This is a genomic window from Pseudomonas paraversuta (assembly GCF_904067025.1).
GTDB classification, from domain to species: Bacteria; Pseudomonadota; Gammaproteobacteria; order Pseudomonadales; family Pseudomonadaceae; genus Aquipseudomonas; species Aquipseudomonas paraversuta.
Map to the genome: position 1 here is coordinate 122,308 of NZ_CAJFDA010000001.1, position 19,274 is coordinate 141,581.

Sequence of the window (19,274 nt, forward strand, 5' to 3'; positions counted from 1 at the left end):
TCGGCCATGGGCCTGCATTTAAAAGAAGGCGATGACGATCTCGCCGAGAACCATGAAATCAACGTCACGCCTTTTATTGACGTGATGCTGGTACTGCTGATCATCTTCATGGTGGCAGCACCGCTGGCCACTGTGGATATCAAGGTTGACCTGCCAGCTTCCACCGCCAAACCGGCGCCTCGTCCCGAGAAGCCGGTGTTCCTCAGCGTCAAGGCTGACCAGCGCCTGTACCTGGGTGAAGAGCCGGTCACTGTTGAAGCCCTGGGTGCGACCCTGGATGCCAGGACTCACAACAAGAAAGACACGACGATCTTCTTCCAGGCCGATAAAGGCGTGGACTACGGTGACTTGATGGGCGTGATGGATGCATTGCGCGCAGCCGGTTACTTGAAGGTGGGTCTGGTCGGACTAGAGACGGCAGCCAAGAAATGACCATAGCGCGCCAAAAGATGACGCGTTACGCAATCAGCCTGGTCGCGGTGTTGGCTATCCATGCAGTGGCAGTCATTCTTGCCATGCAATGGTCCAGCCCGCGGGCCGTCGAACTTCCACCGCAAGCGATGATGGTTGATCTGGCACCGCTGCCAGCACCGCCACCGCCTGCGCCGCCGAAAGTGGTGACACCGCCACAGCCGCCGGCTCCTGTGGAAGAGCTGCCGATACCCAAGCTGGCCGAAGCGCCCAAGCCGAAAATAGCTGTCCCGAAACCGGTCAAGCCCAAGCAGAAGCCACAACCGCCCAAGCCTGTGGAAAAAACCGAGCCGGTTAAAGAGAAGCCTTCAGAAGAGAAACCTAGCGACGCCACACCGACCAAGGCGCCGAGCGAGAAGTCTGCCGCCCCGGCTCCTGGGCCGTCGGCACAACAACTGGCGGCTAAAGCCAGTTGGGAAGGCACATTGCTGGCTCACCTGGGCAAGTACAAGAAGTACCCGGCTTCTGCTCAGTCGCGAGGCAAGGAAGGTCTGAACCGGCTGCGCTTCGTGGTAGACGGTGAAGGCAAGGTGCTGTCCTATGAGTTGGTAGGTCGTTCAGGCAATGCGGATCTGGACCGGGCCACCCTGGAAATGATTCGCCGGGCACAGCCGTTGCCCAAGCCGCCGGCCGAAATGCTGACCAATGGCACCATCGAGATCGTGGCACCCTTCGTTTATTCCATCGATAAACGTCGGCGATAAAGCCTCGGCCCGGATAAAAGTCCTGTAGGCGCTGGCTTGCCAGCGCTGGCAACAGTGCAGTCGCCCGCAATACAGGGGCGGCTGCATCGCTGCTAAACCCGTTTGCACAGTATTAAACCTCCCTTGCATTGATTAGCGACTGTAGCTCCGGGGCTAATGTCTGATAACGTGCGTCTATCGATTGCAGCCGCTATGCTTGGCTCGCAGCCACAGGGACGCCCGCTATGACGCTTACAGAATTACGCTACATCGTTACGCTCGCCCAAGAACAACACTTCGGCCACGCGGCTGAACGTTGCCACGTCAGCCAGCCGACCTTGTCGGTGGGTGTGAAAAAACTGGAAGACGAACTCGGTGTGCTGATTTTCGAGCGCAGCAAAAGTGCCGTGCGCCTTACCCCGGTGGGCGAAGGCATCGTTGCCCAGGCGCAAAAGGTACTGGAGCAGGCCCAGGGCATTCGTGAGCTGGCCCAGGCCGGCAAGAACCAGCTGACCGCTCCGCTCAAGGTAGGCGCCATTTACACCGTAGGCCCGTACCTGTTTCCGCACCTGATTCCGCAGCTGCACCGGGTCGCCCCGCAAATGCCGTTGTACATCGAAGAAAACTTCACCCATGTACTGCGGGACAAGCTGCGCAACGGCGAACTGGACGCGATTATCATTGCTCTGCCCTTCAATGAAGCCGATGTGCTGACCTTGCCGCTCTACGACGAGCCGTTCTACGTGTTGATGCCGAGCGAGCATCCATGGACGCAGAAAGAGACCATCGATGCCAGTCTGCTCAACGACAAGAGCCTGCTCTTGCTGGGCGAAGGACACTGCTTCCGCGACCAGGTGCTTGAAGCCTGTCCGACCCTGGCCAAAGGCAAGGACGGCTCGCAGCACACCACGGTCGAGTCCAGCTCGCTGGAAACCATTCGGCACATGGTTGCTTCAGGGCTGGGCATTTCGATCCTGCCATTATCGGCTGTCGACAGTCACCACTATGCCCCGGGCATATTGGCTGTGCGTCCGCTGACTCCGCCGGTACCTTTTCGTACAGTCGCCATCGCCTGGCGTGCCAGCTTTCCGCGGCCCAAGGCGATTGAAATCCTCGCCGACTCGATCCGCCTGTGTTCGGTGGCCAAGCCGCCTGCCGCGAAGTAAGCCTGCCGATGACCGAGTTGTCGAAAGTGGCGGTCACCGCGCTCAAGGGCGTAGGCGAGGCCATGGCAGAAAAATTGGCCAAGGTGGGCCTGGAAAACCTGCAGGATGTGCTCTTCCATTTACCGTTGCGCTATCAGGACCGGACTCGCGTGGTGCCCATCGGCGCCCTGCGCCCCGGTCAGGATGCGGTGGTCGAAGGCCGGGTGATCGGCGCTGATGTGGTCATGGGCAAGCGTCGCAGCTTGCTGGTACGGATCAATGATGGCACCGGGGGCCTGAGCCTGCGGTTCTACCATTTCAGCAATGCACAAAAAGAAAGTCTCAAGCGTGGCACCGAAGTGCGCTGCTATGGCGAGGCCCGCCCCGGCGCATCGGGGCTGGAGATCTACCATCCGGAATACCGTGCCATCACCGGCGATGAGCCGCCTCCAGTCGATACCACGCTGACACCGATTTATCCTACAACCGAAGGTCTGACCCAGCAGCGTCTGCGCCAGCTCAGCCAGCAAAGCCTCGCCCTGCTCGGCCCGCGCAGCTTGCCTGACTGGCTGCCGGCGGAGTTGGCCAAGGAGCACCAGCTGGCCCCGCTGGATCAAGCCATTCGCTATCTGCATCAGCCCCCGGCCGACGCCGATGTCGAAGAGCTCGCGTTGGGCCATCACTGGGCGCAACACCGTCTGGCGTTTGAGGAACTGCTGACCCATCAACTCTCGCAGCAGCGATTGCGCGAGAGCCTGCGCTCCCAGCAGGCGCCCGCTTTGCCCAAAGCCGAAAAACTGCCCGCGCAGTTTCTGGCCAACCTGGGGTTCCCGCCCACCGGCGCCCAGGTGCGAGTCGGCAACGAAGTGGCCTACGACCTCAGTCAGCCTGAACCCATGCTGCGCCTGATTCAGGGCGATGTGGGGGCAGGCAAGACAGTGGTCGCTGCGATGGCCGCCTTGCAGGCGCTGGAAGCCGGCTACCAGGTGGCGCTGATGGCGCCGACGGAAATCCTCGCCGAGCAGCACTACATCAACTTCAAGCGCTGGCTGGAGCCGCTGGGTCTTGAAGTTGCATGGCTGGCCGGCAAGCTCAAAGGCAAGGCCCGGGCCAGTGCGATGGAGCAAATTGCCAATGGCGCGCCCATGGTCGTTGGCACCCATGCCTTGTTTCAGGATCAGGTGCAGTTCAAGAACCTGGCTCTGGTGATCATCGATGAGCAACACCGGTTTGGCGTTCAGCAACGTCTGGCCCTGCGCAACAAAGGGGTGGGCGGTGTGATGTGTCCGCACCAGTTGATCATGACGGCCACGCCGATTCCGCGGACGCTGGCCATGAGCGCATACGCCGACCTCGACACTTCGATTCTCGATGAGCTGCCACCCGGGCGAACCCCGGTCAATACCGTGCTGGTGGTCGACACGCGGCGCATCGAAGTGATCGAGCGGGTACGTGCAGCCTGTGCCGAAGGCCGCCAGGCCTACTGGGTATGCACCCTGATTGAAGAGTCTGAAGAGATGACCTGTCAGGCCGCCGAGACCACCTTTGAAGACCTCTCCAGTGCCTTGGGCGAGTTGCGCGTGGGCCTGATTCACGGGCGCATGAAGGCTGCAGAAAAGGCCGCAGTCATGGCGCAGTTCAAGGCTGGCGAATTGCAGTTGCTGGTCGCCACCACGGTAATCGAAGTAGGCGTTGACGTGCCCAATGCCAGTCTGATGATCATCGAAAACCCCGAGCGTCTGGGCCTGTCCCAGCTTCACCAGTTGCGTGGCCGGGTAGGCCGGGGCAGCGCCGCCAGTCATTGCGTGCTGCTGTACCACCCGCCGCTGTCGCAAATCGGGCGCCAGCGTCTGGGCATCATGCGTGAGACCAACGATGGTTTTGTGATCGCCGAAAAAGACCTCGAGCTGCGCGGTCCCGGCGAAATGCTCGGCACCCGGCAAACCGGCCTGCTGCAATTCAAAGTGGCTGACCTGATGCGTGATGCCGACCTGTTACCCGCCGTGCGCGACGCCGCCCTGACCCTGATTGAACGCTGGCCGAGCCATGTCAGTCCACTGCTGGACCGCTGGCTCAGGCATGGCCAGCAATATGGCCAGGTATGAAATTTCGTTCAGTAATCAGATTTGCGGCCGATCAAGTGACGCTTACCAAATTTGAGTTGCAGGAATCGAATGCAGATCTTCACTGAAGTCGCCGGCGCTCCAGCCTTTTCAAGCACACCGCCGGTCATCCGGCGGCTGCTTGCTGATCTGGGCATTACCTGTCGAGAAGTCCGCGACCACCCCGGGCTCAACCCGGGCTGCAAGGTCCAGGCTGTGTTGCTCGAGGACTCGGTGGGCGTGCTGATGGTGCTGTTCGCGCAGAGCCACTTGCTCGACCTCAATCGTCTGGCTGATTTAACCGGCCGGCGCATGACGGCTATCGCACCTGAGCGGCTTGAGCAGATGCTCGGCAGACACAACCTGAGCCTGTTGCCGGGCGTGCCGGCACTCATCGGCTCGCCATGTCTGTATGAAGAGCAATTGCTGCAGCAGCCTCTGTTACTGGTCGGCGGGGGGGAGCCCGGTTTGTGGCTGGAGATGACCCGGGAAGACTTCAAGCTTCTGCTGAGCAATGCCAGCGGCGGTCGTTTTGGCGAGTCCGTGAGTGCCATCACGCTTAACCCTGATCATGCCGACGATGATGGCGCGGCGATCTGCCGGGCGGTCCAGGCATTCACCGCGCGACGAATCCAGCAACGGCTGGAAGACACCATCGAGTTGCCGCCCCTGGCCGAGAGCGTGCGCAAAATCATGCGGTTGCGGGTCGACCCGAACGTGACCATCGATGAAATTACCAGTGTTGTCGAAACCGACCCGGCGCTGGCGGCACAGGTCATGAGCTGGGCATCGTCGTCGTACTACGCCTCACAAAGTAAAATCCGTTCGGTTGAAGACGCCATCATGCGGGTGCTGGGGGTCGATCTGGTGATCAACCTTGCGCTGAGTCTGGCGCTGGGGAAAAGCCTGGGTGTGCCCAAGGATCATCCGCAATCAAGCGTCCCCTACTGGCAGCAGTCGATCTACACGGCAGCGGTCATCGAAGGGCTGACCCGGGCCATGCCCCGGGCCCAGCGTCCGGAAGTCGGCCTCACCTACCTGGCCGGGCTGTTGCACAACTTCGGCTATTTGCTCCTGGCCCATGTGTTTCCGCCGCACTTCTCATTGATTTGCCGTCACCTTGAAGTCAACCCGCACGTCAGCCATGGCGTCATCGAACAGCATTTGCTGGGCATCAGCCGCGAGCAAATGGGCGCCTGGGTGATGCGGTACTGGGGCATGCCGCCAGAATTGGCGACGGCTTTGCGTTTTCAACACGATCCGCACTTCAGTGGCGCTGATGCACACTTCCCGAACCTGGTCTGCGTGGCACTGGGGTTGTTGCGTAGCCGGGCAATCGGCACCGGATCCTGTGCGCCACTTCCCGACGCCGTGTTCGAACGACTGGGCGTCCCCCGCGAAAAGGCTGAAGACGTTGTCAGCAAAGTGTTGGAGGCGGAGGTGCTGTTTCGCGAAATGGCAGCGCAATTTGGCCGGGCTTAGCCCGCCGTTACCTGTAGGAGCGAGCTTGCTCGCGAGCTCTTCCAAGCGTAAACAGCTCGCGAGGTAAGCTCGCTTCTACGGTTGAAGTATCAGGCCTTGGGCTTTTTGCGCGGTTTGAGGTACTTGGTCAGGCCCTGGAACCAGATGACCAGCGCCGGGTTGCCTTTGATCTGAATCGATTTGTCCTGAATCCCGGTCATGAATGCCAGCTGCTTGTTCTTCGCCTGCAGCGTGGCGAAGCCGTAGGCTGCATCTTTAAAACTGATGGAAAATGCAGGGTCGGGGTACGTGCCCGAATGGCTGGTGATGCGCTGATCTTTGACTTTGAAGTGACGGGCCACTGTGCCATCGAGGGTTTGCAGCTGGAAAACCAGGTCTTTATCGACCAGTTGCTGCTGAAAAGCAGGGTTTTTACGGCTGGCTTTGCCCATCAAAAAGCCCAGCATCCAGAGCAGAAAACGAAATTTCATGTACGCGGCCTCGGGGAAAAATTAAATAGCCGGCGCAGTGTAACGATTTGAACGAGGAACGCCATATATCTGCATGGATTGGCGTAGATGGTGGGGGTTTTGCCACTTATGGCCGCACGATTGAGTGGGAAGATATCAAGAATGGGCCGCTAGCCGAGCCAGCTTGCCCATTCTTCAAGGCCGTTACGAGCAGCGGCCACTCAGTGCTTTATGGATTGACGCTGTCTTTCAGGAACTTGCCCGGCTTGAAAGCGACGGTGTTGCTGGCCTTGATTTTTACCGGCTCACCGGTTTGCGGGTTCTGTCCGGTGCGAGCGCCACGATGGCGCTGAATAAAGGTGCCGAAACCGACCAGCGTCACGCTGTCTTTGCGATGCAGGGCCTGGGTGATTTCTTCAAGCACTGCGTTGAGTACGCGGTTGGCTTGCTCTTTGGTGAGGTCAGCCTTTTCGGCGATAGCGTTGGCGAGATCTGGTTTACGCATGATGAAGCCTCTTTGACGGTTTTTTGTTGTTATGTCCGTGCTGCTCTCTATGGAGCAGCGCCAAGGCGCCGCAGGCTCTACTCTGCGGCAGACCGGTGTGAGAATGGCACGCGGCCAAGGCCGGCGCCAGCCTCTGCACCGGCTTTGTTAAAGCAAGGCAATGTCATATGCGACAGAGTTAACCGTATTTACGCCAAAAGTGCCGGCAGCTCTTTGTTCAGCGCCAGTTTTTCGCGAACAGCCTCACCCGTCAGTGCATAACCTAGCAATTTGCCTTCAGCATCGCGGCACAAGGCTTTGATATCTGCGCCCTGGCCTTCCACAGTCCAGACCCCTTCATGGCCACGTGGCACGGGTGACACCACCAGCGGGCAAACCGGGGTTTTGACCGTAATCGGCATCGCACCGTAGCTGACAGCAGTGGGATTGCCTGCGAGGGTTTGTGCCAGTGCCCGGGCGCAGCTCATCAGCGGCATCACATACAACAGGCTCAGCCCATCGACCTCGGCGCAGTCGCCCAGGGCATAGATGTTGTCATGGGAGGTTTTGAGCAGACGGCTCACCTCGATCCCGCGGTTGACCCGGATCCCGGCGGCAGCCGCCATATCGATGCGCGGACGCAAGCCAATGGCCGATACCACCACATCGCAGTCGATCACGCTGGCATCTGACAAATGTGCTTGGAGTCCGTCATCGGTGCGCTGCAGGCGGGTCAGAACCGGGCCCAGGTGCAGGCGCGCGCCCAGGCTTTCAAGGCCCGCCTGGACTGCTGCCGCCGCCGCGGGGTGCAACAGGGTAGGCATGACTTGCTCGCAGGGTGCGACCAGATCAACTTCATAGCCGCCTGCGATCAAGTCATTGGCAAACTCGCAGCCGATCAGGCCTGCGCCCAGAATCAGGACCCGACGCTTGCCCGCGGCGGCTGCGCGGAAGCGGGCGTAATCTTCGAGGTCATTGATCGGGAAGATTGAATCCTGGGCATCCCCTTCCACCGGCACCTGCACCGTTTGCGCGCCCCACGCCAGAATCAGGTCGCGATAGGCAACGGCTTCTTCACCGATCCACAGCTGCTTGTGGCCCGGGTCGATTCCGCTGATGCGGGTATGGGTACGCACCTGGGCATTGAGCTGTTGTGCCATGGCTCCAGGCATCGCCATGCTCAGGCCGTCAGCTTCTTTGTTCTTGCCAAAGCCGGTGGACAGCATGGGCTTGGAGTAGGAGCGGCCGTCATCGGCCGTGATCAACAGCAGCGGGGTTTCGCTGTCCAGCTTGCGAAACTCCCGGGCCAGGTTATAGCCCGCCAGCCCGGTACCAACGATCACGACAGGTGCGTTCATTCCAATCTCCATGGGGTGAGTCAGGTTTTGAGGGGGGTAGATCAGTTGATTTCGATCATCTCGAAATCCATTTTGCCAACCCCGCAGTCCGGGCACAGCCAGTCTTCAGGTACGTCTTGCCACAGCGTACCGGGAGCAATGCCGTCATCCGGCCAGCCGTCGGCTTCGTTATAAATCAGTCCACATACGATGCATTGCCACTTTTTCATCGGGTTCTTCCTCAAGTTCAGGCTAATACGAGGCCACAGGCTTTTTCAGATTCGCCAGGTCTCTCGTCAATTCAGGGCGTTTTGTACTGATGACGACCGGTAGATGCAAGCACGATCGCTGCCAAATAATCCTCGGCCGCTCAATCAAAGATCCGCGTGATAAGCTCGCCGGCCTCAATGGCTGCCAATTATGACCCACTGTGCCGCACATAACTTACCCGCTGATCTCCCCTGTCTGGCTTGAAAAAGACCAGCTTCCTGTATTGCCTGATGAACAAACCCTCGACTGGTTGTTCGATCAAGGCTCTTTGACCCGACGTCTGACTGTGCTCTCGGAGGGTGCCTTTAGTGTGCAGCCGCTCTTTGAGGGCTGGCAGGCCTTGCGCCAGGATGAATGTGCAGCCCTCAGCCTGCCCGAAGGCAGCCAGGGCTGGGTGCGCGAAGTGTATTTGCACGGGCATCAACAGCCGTGGGTGTTTGCCCGCAGCGTGGCGGCGAAAAGTGCGCTGGAAGATGGTGCACTGAACATGGACGAGCTGGGCACCCGATCTCTGGGTGAACTGCTGTTTTGTGATCAGGCTTTTGCTCGCGGCGCCTTGCAGGTGTGTCACTACCCCCGGGGCTGGTTGCCTGCCGCCGATCAGGCAGATCAGCTATGGGGCCGCCGCTCGCGCTTTGTACGCGGAGCGTTGAGCGTGCTGGTGGCCGAGGTGTTTTTACCCAAACTGTGGGCCGCCCTGAGTGCCCGGCCGGAGAACAACTGAATGTACGTGCGCCTGCTCAAGTCACTCAATCGCCTGAACCCTCGCGCCTGGGACTTCATCCAGCTGACCCGCATGGACAAGCCCATCGGCATCTACCTGCTGCTTTGGCCCACGCTGTGGGCGCTGTGGATTGCCGCCAAGGGTGTGCCTTCGCTGAGCAACCTGCTGATCTTTGTGTTCGGCGTAATCCTGACCCGTGCCGGCGGTTGTGTAATCAACGACTTTGCCGATCGCAAAGTCGATGGCCACGTCAAACGTACAGAGCAGCGGCCGTTGGTCAGCGGAAAAATCAGCGGTAAAGAGGCGTTGGTGTTTTTTGCGCTGCTGATGGGGATAAGTTTCCTGCTGGTGCTGTGCACCAATGCCCCGACCATCTGGCTGTCATTCGGCGGTCTGGCGCTGGCGGCGAGCTACCCGTTCATGAAGCGCTACACCTACTACCCGCAAGTGGTGCTGGGTGCAGCGTTCTCATGGGGCATGCCCATGGCATTCACCGCTGAAACTGGCAGCCTGCCTGCCGCGGCATGGTTGCTTTATATCGCCAACCTGCTGTGGACCGTGGGCTACGACACCTATTACGCCATGACTGACCGTGAAGACGACCTGAAAATCGGGGTCAAATCCACGGCCATTCTGTTTGGCGATGCTGATCGCGTGATCATCCTTACCCTGCAAGGCCTGGCGCTGGGTTGTCTGCTGCTGGCGGGCGCGCACTTCGAGCTTGGCGTCTGGTTCCACCTCGGCCTGCTGGTCGCGGCCGGGTGCTTCGTGTGGGAGTTCTGGTATACCCGCGACCGCGACCGGCAACGTTGCTTCAAAGCCTTCCTGCACAACCACTGGGCCGGCTTGGCAATTTTTGTGGGCATCGTGCTGCATTACGCATTGGGTTGACTGAACGGACCCTGCAGGAGCGAGCTGGCTGTCGAATTGAAAAGCTCGCTCCTACAGTTGCTTGGGCACCAGTCGCAAGACGCTGCGGGTGTTGAGCTGGATTTCTGTCTCGTCGATATGCGGGATGCTGTAGTCGCCTTCAATGTAGGGCTGGGCCTGGTCGCGGTAGTGTTTGTCGAAGGGTACGCCGCTTTGCCCTAGCGGGTTGATGGTCAGGCTGTGGTACGGCTCGGCAAAGTCGATCAGACGTCTGGTTGAGGGGCCGTAGGTCACTGCCCAGGGGGCCGGGCCGAGTTTGGCGCTGAGATTGTTGGGTACTTCGTGGCTGCCGGGGGCCTCGAATGGGCCGACGTTAAACAGCCAGTCCAGCGGTTTCTGCCGCCCCAGCGGGTGGTCATGGGTCAAGGTGTGCGCCTTGCCCCAACGCCATTGCGCCGGGTCGTCGCCCATGGTGGCTTTCAACTGCGCAATGCTGGTTTGCCAGGCGACCTTGACTGTCTCGGCCCGGGTCTCTTTGTGCGCCGTATTACGGTTGTCCCACCACGGCGAATCCGGGTTTGCGGCGAGGCGTGGCAAGGCGGCGTCGATCACCCGGGTGCTGAGCAAGGTGTCGAAATAAACATCCCCCAACTCATCACTCATCGCTGCGTCAGCCAGGCTGAACAGAAGCTGGTTGAACAGCGTGGCGGCCGTTGAGTCCAGCGGATAATCGCCCTGCCATTGCGCCAGTTGTTCTACCAGCTGGCGTTCGGCCGGATCGCTGACTACTTCACGCAGCACTGGCAACAGCGGTTTGAGCACACGCTGCCCGTAGTCGGTGCGGGTGCCCAGTTGCAGCGCCTGGCTGTTCTTCAGGTTCCATTTCACGCCGGGTTCGCTGAGCTGGCGATTGAGTTGCTGGCCGCGGTCCGCCAGGTTGTAGTAACCGGGGATCTCTATGCCGGCAGGCGATACCGGCTGAAAGTTGGCCGATACGATATAGCCCCGCGCGGGATTCTCTTCCTGGGGGTTGGCGCTGAACGGATAAAAACCGACTTTGTCTGCCTGGCTGGTACTGCCGTCCAGAATGAACGCGGGATTGACCCCTGCCGGGCGTTTGGGCAATTGCGCCGCCGCCCACCAGCCGATGTCGCCCTTGGCATTTGCCCACACCAGGTTCAGGCCCGGTGCGTGAATATAGGTGGCGGCCGTGCGGGCCTTGCTCAAGGTATCGGCGCGGTTGAGCTGGTAAAAGCCTTCGAGAATCGGGTCCCGGGTTTCCAGAAAGCCCCACCACATTGCAATCGGCGTGCTGCCGGCGGCAGACCCGAGTACATCGTTGATGATCGGACCGTGGGGGGACCGGCGCAGGGTGAGGGTCACCGGTGCCTGGCCTTTGACCGCAATCTGTTGCTCGCTGCTGCTCATGTCGACCCACTGGCCGTGGTACCACACCTGATTCGGGTGGTCGGGATTGGTCTTCTCTGCGATCAGGTCCAGATCATCGTTCTGGAACATGGTCAGGCTCCAGCCAAAATCGCGGTTGTTGCCCAGAAAGGCGAACGGCACCAGGGCCTGATGGTAGCCATAGAGCTCAAAATCGGGCGCCGAGAGCTGCGCTTCGTACCATACCGCCGGCGCCGAGAAGCGGATATGCGGATCGCCTGCCAGTAGCGGTTTGCCACTTTGGGTACGTTTGCCCGACACGACCCAGGCATTGCTGCCTTCGAACTGTGGCAGGCCGGCCTGATTCAAGGCCTGATCGCTCAGCCGGGCGAGGGAACCGAGGTTTTTCCAGTCGTTGCTCGACAGTGCCGGGCTCAGCACGCCCCGGGGTTGCCAGTCCAGGTCGAAGACTTTCAGGTAGTTGCTGCCTAACTGGTCACGTACGTAAGTCAGCAATGGCTCCGTACGAAAGGCGACTGCAAAGCTGTAAGCCATATAGCCGGCGACGCTGATCGTGTCTTCGGCGGTGAATGGCCGCGGGGTGATGCCCAGCAGGTCAAACTCCACCGGTCTGGCGTGGCTGGCCTGGTACTGGTTGATCCCGTCCAGATAGGCTTGCAGGGCCAGCCACGAAGGTGACTGATAGTCCAGTTCGGCGACATAGCTGGCGGCACGTTCGCGAATGCGCAGGCTGCGGAACAGTTTGTCGGTATCGATCAGCTTGGGGCCGAGTACCTCGGCCAGTTCCCCCCGCGCCAGGCGACGCATTATCTCCATTTGAAACAGGCGGTCCTGCGCCTGTACATAGCCAAGGGCGCGGTACATATCCGTCTGGTTAGCTGCGCGGATATGCGGCACCCCGCGCTCGTCATACCGTACCGCGACCGGCCCCTGCAGCCCGTCCAGCGCTACCTGGCCCTGGCGGGTGGGCAGCTTGCTTTGCACATACCAGACGCCACCGCCCGCGATGACGGCAATAACGAGGGCGGCCAGGGTCAGGCTGCGTTTCATGGTGCAACTCCTTGTAATTGGTTCGCACCGAAGCGCCTTAGGGGGAAGCGCGGTCATTCTGCCACGGGCAATAGCAGCCCACGGCCATGGTGTGGGTGGCATTTACCGGGCGGCCTTCGTTCAGGGCCTGCAGGACGGGTTCGATAAAGCTGTTGCTGGCGTTGCAGGTGGCACCTTCGCTGTAGGGGCCAAAGTAGGCCAGTTGGCCGCTGCGGTCCCAGATAGCCACGGCCGGGCTGGCGCTCAGATGCTCGGCGCCGGGCAGGCTGGCCAAGGGCTTTATTGCGCCCAGGGTGGCGGGTAACTGGCCATGGGTGCCGGGCTTTTGCACGGAGTAGAACGCGACGCCCAGCGGCACGTAATGCGCCAGCAATTCGCTGAGGTGTTGTTGGTTACCGACATTGCACGGGCAGGCCGGGTCCCAGAAATGCACCACGCGGATGGGCCCCGGGCCTGACAGCTCGGCGGGCAGACTCAGGATATCTCCGGCGAACAGTGCGGTCTGGTCGCTGAAGGCGCGAATATAGCGGCCCTGGAACCAGTCGTAGGCCGTCCACAACCCCGCTGCACATATCAGCACCAGCAGGCAGGCAAGCAGGGTTTTTAAGGTGGGCACAGGCATGCAAAAAGGTCCTCGAAGGCCGCGTAGCTTGCCATGCTTGAACGGACAGATGAATATCGTCGGTCTATAAAGCCTGTTTTGCGCACGTGCGCCCCGTCTGGAAATTCTTATGCCTGCCCCGTTTGCCCCCGATTCCTTGCGCGCCAGCTTGCAGCCTTTGCACGATGGCCAGCCATTATCGCGCGAGGGGCTGGCGTATCAGCAGTTCTACGGGCTGGATTTTGCGCAGCGCAAGGTGCCGGTGCGCCGGCAATTGGGGCGCTTCAGTGCCGGCGGCTACGAGCTGGTCAGTCAGGTCTGGTGGCCAGCGTCCGCCCCGGTGGCGACGCTATTCGTCATCCATGGTTTTTACGATCATATGGGGCTGTATCGGCACGTGATTGAGTGGGGCCTGGATCACGGATTCGTGGTCATTGCCTGCGACTTGCCGGGGCATGGGCTTTCCAGTGGCGAGCGGGCCAGCATTGATGATTTCGCGCAGTACCAGGCGGTGCTGCAAGGTTTGTTTATCGAGGCCCAGTCACTGGCTTTGCCGCAACCCTGGCACCTGTGCGGGCAAAGTACCGGTGGCGCGATTGTGCTTGATCATGTGCTGCGTCAGGGTGATCAAAGCCCGGCACAAGGGCAGGTGATTCTGCTGTCACCGTTGATCAGGCCCAAGGACTGGAATTGGTCGAAGTTCAGCTATTACCTGCTCAGAGCCTTCGTCAAAGGCATTGCCCGACGTTTCAGCGAGAACTCCAACGATCCCGACTTCTTGCCGTTCCTGCAGGCCGATCCGTTGCAGCCGGTGCGTCTGCCGACGGCCTGGGTCGGTGCGCTGGCGCGCTGGATTCCGCGTATTGAAAGTGCGCCAGCCTGCTCCCGGCGGCCCTTGGTGATTCAGGGCGAAGCGGACAAAACCGTTGATTGGCGGCATAACCTTGAGGTGCTGAAAACGAAATTCGATCAGCCTCAGGTGTTGTTGCTGCCAGAGGCCCGGCACCATCTGGCGAATGAAACTTCCGAGATTCGTGAGCGTTATTTCGCGTTTCTGGATCAACATCTGTAGACGCGAGCTTGCTCCTACGGGACGTTGGTTATTGCGACAGGCTTGACGTGCTTTGGCCCACGGCCAGCCCGGCGCGAATAGCTGCCAGTGCCGCCTGATAATAGGCTTTCCCGGCAGACGACTCTGCAAAGGTGACGAACTCTTCCAGTTCCGGATCAGACAGGTCGCGATACACGTAGAGCAACGTGTTATCCAGTTCACCGGCAAGTTGCTCCATCAAGCGCTGGCGCTGGCCATTCAACATGCCTTGGGCCTGACCGCCTCCGAGCAACCCCGGGATCATCGAACTCAAACTGTCTGCTGCAATCCCGGCAATCGCCAGAGTGACTTCCGCGCCGGCTTCACGGGCTGGCAGCGCCCGCGACAAGTGGTTGATCAGCAGTTGACGGGTGGCGCTGGCCTCGATGCGCGGCAAGCCTTGGGCGTGTTTGGCCAACTGATCGCGGCGGGTGGCCAGCAGTTCAGCAGCCACAATCTGGCGGCCCAGCGGCGACTGGAAAAAGGTCAGTGCGGGAACAGGGTCTGGCAGGTGGTTACGCATCTGCTCTTTGGCGCGCCGGTCCATTGCTTCGGGGGCAAAGCGCAGGCTGCTATTATTGACTAGGGCCTGATAAACCGCCGGCGGCAAGTTATTGCGATAGCGCTCCTGGGCGGCAGTAAGGGCATCAACAAAATGCGCGCGCTGTTCTGGCCACCCGGCAGTCGTAAACAGATCATCGAGGTTATCTGCCCATGCGGGTAACGTGCAAAACATCATCAATAGTAAAAACAAGCGGCGCATGAGGGACTCCTGTCTGCAGGGCGCTATTGTCCGGGTGCGGCGTAGGACTTGTCGAGAATTCGCTCGTTCCAAGAGGCTTTAAATACTCCGGTTGATTATTTCCGCTCCGCCAGCTCGACGGAGCTGTCAGATTTTCAGGCGTGTCGATATTATGCGCGGCATGCAAATACCTACTGATCATCCGCTGTTGCTACGCATCGTCGACGACCTGTACGCACAGGGATGGTCACAGCAAAACATCTTTCTGCCCGAGGCTTTGACCCTCGAACTGGCGGCCGAGTGCCAAAAACGTTCGGCCGAAGGTGAACTGACCCCGGCCGCAGTCGGAAGGGGCATTACCCAGGAAGTCCGCGAGGGTATACGCGGCGACCATATTCAATGGCTGGAGCCGGGAGAGGTTTTAGCCTGCGACAATTATCTGGGGTTAATGGAAAGCCTGCGAATCGCCATGAATCGCAGGCTTTTTTTGGGCCTGGAGGACTTTGAAAGTCATTTCGCCCTCTACCCGCCCGGAGCTTTCTACCTCAAGCATCTGGACCGTTTCCGCGATGATGACCGGCGCATGGTCTCGGCCGTGGTTTACCTCAATCAGGCATGGTTGCCTGAGCATGGCGGGCATTTGCGCATGTATCTGGATGGCGACCTCGACTATGACGTACTTCCGGTTGGCGGTTGTCTGGTGGTATTTCTCTCGGGCGAGATTCCCCACGAAGTCATGCCTGCGACCCGCGACCGCCTGTCGTTGACCGGCTGGTTTCGCCGGCGCGCCACCGAGGTATTTGTATGAGCCAGAAGTTGCTGGTCAGTCGTTGCCTGTTGGGCCATCGCGTGCGCTATGACGGCGGCGCCAGTGGTCCGTACGGGCAATTGGCCCGATGGCAGGAAGAAGGCCGGATCATTGCCTTGTGCCCGGAAGTTGCGGGCGGCCTGCCGACGCCGCGTGCTCCGGCAGAAATACCCGGTGGCCAGGGGAGCGATGTGCTCAACGGCCTGGCGCCGGTGATGACCAGCGAGGGTGAAGATGTGACCGCGGCCTTTATGGACGGGGCACAACAGGCGCTGGCGTTGGTGGTTCGGCACGGTATTGGTATTGCTATCCTCAAGGCTAATAGTCCGTCTTGCGGCAATGTGCAGACCTATGACGGCAGCTTTGGCGGGATCAAGGTTGCAGGCCAGGGCGTCACGGCGGCATTGCTGGCGGGGGCCGGGGTACAGGTATTTAACGAGCTGCAGCTGGAAGACGCCGCGCGGGCTCTAGCGCAGCTTGAGGCCTGAGGATTTGCGGGCCGGCCGGGAAATACCGGCGCGAGCAAACCCGCTCCTGCAAGGGCGTGTAGAGCGTATAAATGAGTTCAGGTAATATCCGGTGCCATTTTGCCCAGGGGATCCATCATGACTGACAAGCCGAAACCACAGCCCTCGGCAGCGACCGAAAGTGCTGATTCTGCACTGCACCATATCGTTGATGGTTTTTTGCACTTCCATCACGAAATCTTTCCTGAACAAGAAGCCTTCTTCAAAAAACTCGCCACGGCACAGAACCCGCGTGCGATGTTTATTGCCTGTGCCGATTCGCGCATCGTGCCTGAGCTGATCACCCAGAGTGCACCGGGCGATTTGTTTGTAACGCGTAACGTCGGCAACGTGGTGCCACCCTATGGCCAGATGAATGGCGGTGTTTCAACTGCCATTGAGTACGCGGTGCTGGCACTGGGCGTGCAGCACATCATTATTTGCGGACATTCGGATTGCGGGGCGATGCGCGCCGTACTCAACCCGGCAAGCTTGAAAAGGATGCCCACGGTCAGAGCCTGGTTGCACCACGTTGAAGTGGCCAAAACCATGGTGCAGGACAACTGCAACTGCGCCAATGAAGCTGAAAGCATGCACGTGCTGACTGAAGAAAACGTGATTGCCCAGCTGCAGCATTTGCGCACACACCCGTCGGTGGCGTCGCGCATGGCCAACGGGCATCTGTTTATTCACGGCTGGGTATACGACATCGAAACCAGCGAGATCAAAGCCTACGACGCCGATAAAGGCGCCTTCCTGCCGCTGGATGGCACCAGCCCGATTCCAAGCGCTACGCCCAAAGCCAGGTTTTAGGCGCTTATCCTTGCTCGCGTGCTCTGCGCTTTCTCGGACACTGCTCTGAAGGCGCTCGCGAGCACGCCGGCTGCTACAGGTTCAGGCCGACGCCCAGTTGCTTGGACAGACAAGGCCAGCGGCTCCAGGCAGCGCCCGTCTCGGGGCTGGTCAGCCGTTCGCGGTAAGCATCGACCGATTCCACGGCAAAGCTTTCGTCGTTAAGCATCTCGTCGAGCGCATGGTGCACGGCTTCGTCCAGCTGGTTGGCAAAGGCCTCGCCGATTAACTGGTGGGCGATGAGGTTGGCCACTGTCATGTCCAGAGGAATCAACGGCTGACCCAGGTGCTTGATGTAGAGATCGTTGACCTCTTCGACCAGGCGGTGCGCCAGATAGGCTTCGTCCAGTAAACCTTCAAGCCCCGGATGGCCATCGAGCAGCGGGAGCGGCTGGGCAAAATATTGCTCGGCGATTTTCAGTACCGGCTTGATTTGCGACTCGATACCCGCCTCATGGGCGACTGCGTTGGCAGCATCCAGCAAGTCGGGCACCTGCTCGATGTAGGCGCTGACAAAGCGGGTCATCACGACGTTTTTATCCGTATCAGGCAGCTCGATTGCGGCATGAAGGTGCGGCAGTTGCTTGGCCAGATGCTGGGCCAGCTGCTTCGTTTCGGCCTCATGTTCTTGGGCACGCGAGATCTGCGCGCGGATGGCGGCGGTGTTCATGGGAACTCCAGGGGGGTTGCAAGACAAAAAAGAGCTATAAAAGTAGCCCTTTAAACGCAAAGGGATTTTTTTCAGGGGAAGTATTGTTATTCATTTTGTGACCGGGCAGTGAGTGCCATTTGTCGATGTGGCCTTATTTCACTGTTTTGACCCCTTACATTGCGGGGCTGGTGTCGGTGTCTATACTCGCTTTTGTAACCGTTATTTGATGTCGCCCGACTGCCTGAGCAGACGAGGCTCGGCGGTCCAGGTTCACAGGGTTTGAAAACCGCCCCCTTGTAACGCAGGTTGATACCGGCGCAATAACAAGAAAAACAAAGGGGAACCCGCAATGAAGCGACATCCAAATCTATGGATGGGCCTGCTGTTGTGGTCGGTTTTCGGTCAGGCGCATGCTGCCTGGACCGTGAACATGACGCCGGGCGCGACCGAAGTCAGCAACGCGGTATTCGACCTGCACATGACCATCTTCTGGATCTGTGTCGTGATCGGCATCATCGTGTTTGGTGCCATGTTCTGGTCGATGATCGTTCATCGGCGCTCCACCGGGCAGCAAGCAGCAAAATTCCACGAAAGCACCACGGTCGAAATCCTCTGGACGGTCGTGCCTCTGGTTATCCTCATTTTGATGGCCATCCCCGCAACCAGAACCCTGATCAATATCTATGACTCCAGTGAGTCGGATGTCGACATCCAGATCACGGGCTACCAGTGGAAGTGGCATTACAAATACCTGGGTCAGGATGTCGAGTTCTTCAGCAACCTGGCCACCCCCGCCGAGCAAATTCATAACCAGGCCCCCAAGGGCGAACATTACCTGCTGGAGGTGGACGAGCCGCTGGTGCTGCCGATCGGTGCCAAAGTGCGCTTTCTGGTGACCTCGGCGGACGTTATCCACTCCTGGTGGGTGCCTGCCTTCGCGGTCAAGCGCGACGCTATTCCAGGGTTTATCAACGAAGCCTGGACCCGTATCGAGAAGCCCGGCATTTACCGTGGCCAGTGTGCCGAATTGTGCGGCAAGGACCACGGCTTTATGCCGATCGTGGTGGATGTCAAAACCCGTGCGGACTATGACGCCTGGCTCGCAGACCGCAAGGCCCAGGCTGCTCAGCTCAAGGAACTGACCAGCAAGGACTGGACCCTCGACGAACTGGTGGCCCGTGGCGACAAGGTTTACCACACCACTTGCGTGGCCTGTCACCAGGCAGAAGGTCAGGGCTTGCCGCCGATGTTCCCGGCACTCAAAGGCTCGCCGATCGCTACCGGACCGGCTGCCGATCACCTGCACCGGGTGTTCTTCGGCAAACCGGGGACGGCCATGGCAGCCTTCGGCAAGCAGCTCTCGGAAGTTGATATTGCCGCGGTGGTGACCTACGAACGTAACGCCTGGGGCAACAACAAGGGCGACATGGTCACCCCCAAAGACGTGCTGGAGCTTAAACAGGCGCAAGGCAAATGAGCCGCCGGGGGCTGTGTGTGGGTAATGGCAGGGGGCCGTGGGCCGCCGGTTTTTTGGTCCATCCGTTTGCAG

General features: G+C 59.8%; 20 protein-coding genes. 12 read left to right on the top strand and 8 right to left on the bottom strand.

What is annotated here, in order from left to right:
• The first annotated feature begins 6 nt into the window (after positions 1 to 6).
• From exbD to JQ848_RS00590, 5 genes are all read left to right on the top strand, one after another.
• A complete protein-coding gene (gene exbD / locus JQ848_RS00570) occupies positions 7 to 432 on the top strand; it encodes a TonB system transport protein ExbD (RefSeq protein ID WP_202210174.1) in 426 nt (141 codons plus the stop codon).
• The gene (locus JQ848_RS00575; protein WP_202210175.1) at positions 429 to 1,175 is read left to right on the top strand and encodes a TonB family protein; all 747 of its coding nucleotides are present in this window, start codon (positions 429 to 431) and stop codon (positions 1,173 to 1,175) included. The genes exbD and JQ848_RS00575 overlap by 4 nt, the downstream gene beginning before the upstream one ends.
• 224 nt (positions 1,176 to 1,399) lie before the next feature.
• Positions 1,400 to 2,320 (top strand): hydrogen peroxide-inducible genes activator, encoded by a 921-nt coding sequence (locus JQ848_RS00580; protein ID WP_003437762.1) that lies wholly within the window; start codon positions 1,400 to 1,402, stop codon positions 2,318 to 2,320.
• An 8-nt stretch (positions 2,321 to 2,328) separates the two neighbouring features.
• Positions 2,329 to 4,404 (top strand): ATP-dependent DNA helicase RecG, encoded by a 2,076-nt coding sequence (gene recG, locus JQ848_RS00585; protein WP_003437759.1) that lies wholly within the window; start codon positions 2,329 to 2,331, stop codon positions 4,402 to 4,404.
• A gap of 69 nt (positions 4,405 to 4,473) precedes the next feature.
• Positions 4,474 to 5,883: an aminoacyl-tRNA deacylase and HDOD domain-containing protein gene (locus tag JQ848_RS00590; protein WP_003437756.1), complete on the top strand. Its 1,410-nt coding sequence runs from the start codon at positions 4,474 to 4,476 to the stop codon at positions 5,881 to 5,883.
• Between the two features lie 89 nt (positions 5,884 to 5,972).
• On the opposite strand, the gene JQ848_RS00595 is transcribed toward JQ848_RS00590, so the two are convergent.
• The 4 genes from JQ848_RS00595 to JQ848_RS00610 form a co-directional block, all read right to left on the bottom strand.
• Positions 5,973 to 6,353, bottom strand: coding sequence for a hypothetical protein (locus JQ848_RS00595; RefSeq protein ID WP_003437753.1), 381 nt, complete (start codon positions 6,351 to 6,353; stop codon positions 5,973 to 5,975).
• Between the two features lie 208 nt (positions 6,354 to 6,561).
• Complete coding sequence (locus JQ848_RS00600; protein ID WP_003437750.1) at positions 6,562 to 6,837, bottom strand: HU family DNA-binding protein; 276 nt, start codon at positions 6,835 to 6,837, stop codon at positions 6,562 to 6,564.
• A gap of 188 nt (positions 6,838 to 7,025) precedes the next feature.
• The gene (locus JQ848_RS00605) at positions 7,026 to 8,174 is read right to left on the bottom strand and encodes an NAD(P)/FAD-dependent oxidoreductase (protein WP_003437746.1); all 1,149 of its coding nucleotides are present in this window, start codon (positions 8,172 to 8,174) and stop codon (positions 7,026 to 7,028) included.
• Between the two features lie 41 nt (positions 8,175 to 8,215).
• Positions 8,216 to 8,383, bottom strand: a complete 168-nt coding sequence (locus tag JQ848_RS00610) for a rubredoxin (RefSeq protein WP_003437744.1) — start codon at positions 8,381 to 8,383, stop codon at positions 8,216 to 8,218.
• Between the two features lie 200 nt (positions 8,384 to 8,583).
• Here JQ848_RS00610 and JQ848_RS00615 point away from each other — a divergent pair, with 200 nt between their 5' ends.
• Complete coding sequence (locus tag JQ848_RS00615; protein ID WP_127196648.1) at positions 8,584 to 9,147, top strand: chorismate--pyruvate lyase family protein; 564 nt, start codon at positions 8,584 to 8,586, stop codon at positions 9,145 to 9,147.
• The gene (gene ubiA, locus JQ848_RS00620; protein WP_003437737.1) at positions 9,148 to 10,038 is read left to right on the top strand and encodes a 4-hydroxybenzoate octaprenyltransferase; all 891 of its coding nucleotides are present in this window, start codon (positions 9,148 to 9,150) and stop codon (positions 10,036 to 10,038) included.
• A 51-nt stretch (positions 10,039 to 10,089) separates the two neighbouring features.
• Here the strand turns inward: ubiA and JQ848_RS00625 are convergent, their stop codons facing one another.
• A complete protein-coding gene (locus JQ848_RS00625; RefSeq protein WP_202210176.1) occupies positions 10,090 to 12,474 on the bottom strand; it encodes a penicillin acylase family protein in 2,385 nt (794 codons plus the stop codon).
• A 37-nt stretch (positions 12,475 to 12,511) separates the two neighbouring features.
• Positions 12,512 to 13,096, bottom strand: coding sequence for a DUF6436 domain-containing protein (locus JQ848_RS00630; RefSeq protein ID WP_161719190.1), 585 nt, complete (start codon positions 13,094 to 13,096; stop codon positions 12,512 to 12,514).
• Between the two features lie 109 nt (positions 13,097 to 13,205).
• Here JQ848_RS00630 and bipL point away from each other — a divergent pair, with 109 nt between their 5' ends.
• Positions 13,206 to 14,147, top strand: coding sequence for a phospholipase BipL (bipL, locus tag JQ848_RS00635; protein WP_202210177.1), 942 nt, complete (start codon positions 13,206 to 13,208; stop codon positions 14,145 to 14,147).
• Positions 14,148 to 14,175: 28 nt separating this feature from the next.
• On the opposite strand, the gene JQ848_RS00640 is transcribed toward bipL, so the two are convergent.
• Positions 14,176 to 14,928, bottom strand: coding sequence for a hypothetical protein (locus JQ848_RS00640; protein ID WP_202210178.1), 753 nt, complete (start codon positions 14,926 to 14,928; stop codon positions 14,176 to 14,178).
• Positions 14,929 to 15,079: 151 nt separating this feature from the next.
• On the opposite strand from JQ848_RS00640, the gene JQ848_RS00645 reads away from it, so the two are divergent.
• From JQ848_RS00645 to JQ848_RS00655, 3 genes are all read left to right on the top strand, one after another.
• Positions 15,080 to 15,715, top strand: a complete 636-nt coding sequence (locus JQ848_RS00645) for a 2OG-Fe(II) oxygenase (RefSeq protein ID WP_003437729.1) — start codon at positions 15,080 to 15,082, stop codon at positions 15,713 to 15,715.
• On the top strand, positions 15,712 to 16,203 hold the full coding sequence (locus JQ848_RS00650; RefSeq protein WP_003437728.1) for a 2-thiouracil desulfurase family protein: 492 nt from the start codon (positions 15,712 to 15,714) through the stop codon (positions 16,201 to 16,203). Before JQ848_RS00645 ends, JQ848_RS00650 begins: the two co-directional genes overlap by 4 nt.
• Before the next feature lie 117 nt (positions 16,204 to 16,320).
• Positions 16,321 to 17,034, top strand: a complete 714-nt coding sequence (locus JQ848_RS00655; RefSeq protein WP_202210179.1) for a carbonic anhydrase — start codon at positions 16,321 to 16,323, stop codon at positions 17,032 to 17,034.
• 73 nt (positions 17,035 to 17,107) lie between these two features.
• Here the strand turns inward: JQ848_RS00655 and JQ848_RS00660 are convergent, their stop codons facing one another.
• Positions 17,108 to 17,743 carry a hypothetical protein gene (locus JQ848_RS00660; RefSeq protein ID WP_003437723.1) on the bottom strand — a complete coding sequence of 212 codons (636 nt, stop codon included), beginning with the start codon at positions 17,741 to 17,743 and terminating at the stop codon, positions 17,108 to 17,110.
• Positions 17,744 to 18,074: 331 nt separating this feature from the next.
• Here JQ848_RS00660 and coxB point away from each other — a divergent pair, with 331 nt between their 5' ends.
• Positions 18,075 to 19,202 (top strand): cytochrome c oxidase subunit II, encoded by a 1,128-nt coding sequence (gene coxB, locus JQ848_RS00665; RefSeq protein ID WP_202210180.1) that lies wholly within the window; start codon positions 18,075 to 18,077, stop codon positions 19,200 to 19,202.
• The last annotated feature ends 72 nt before the right edge of the window (positions 19,203 to 19,274 follow it).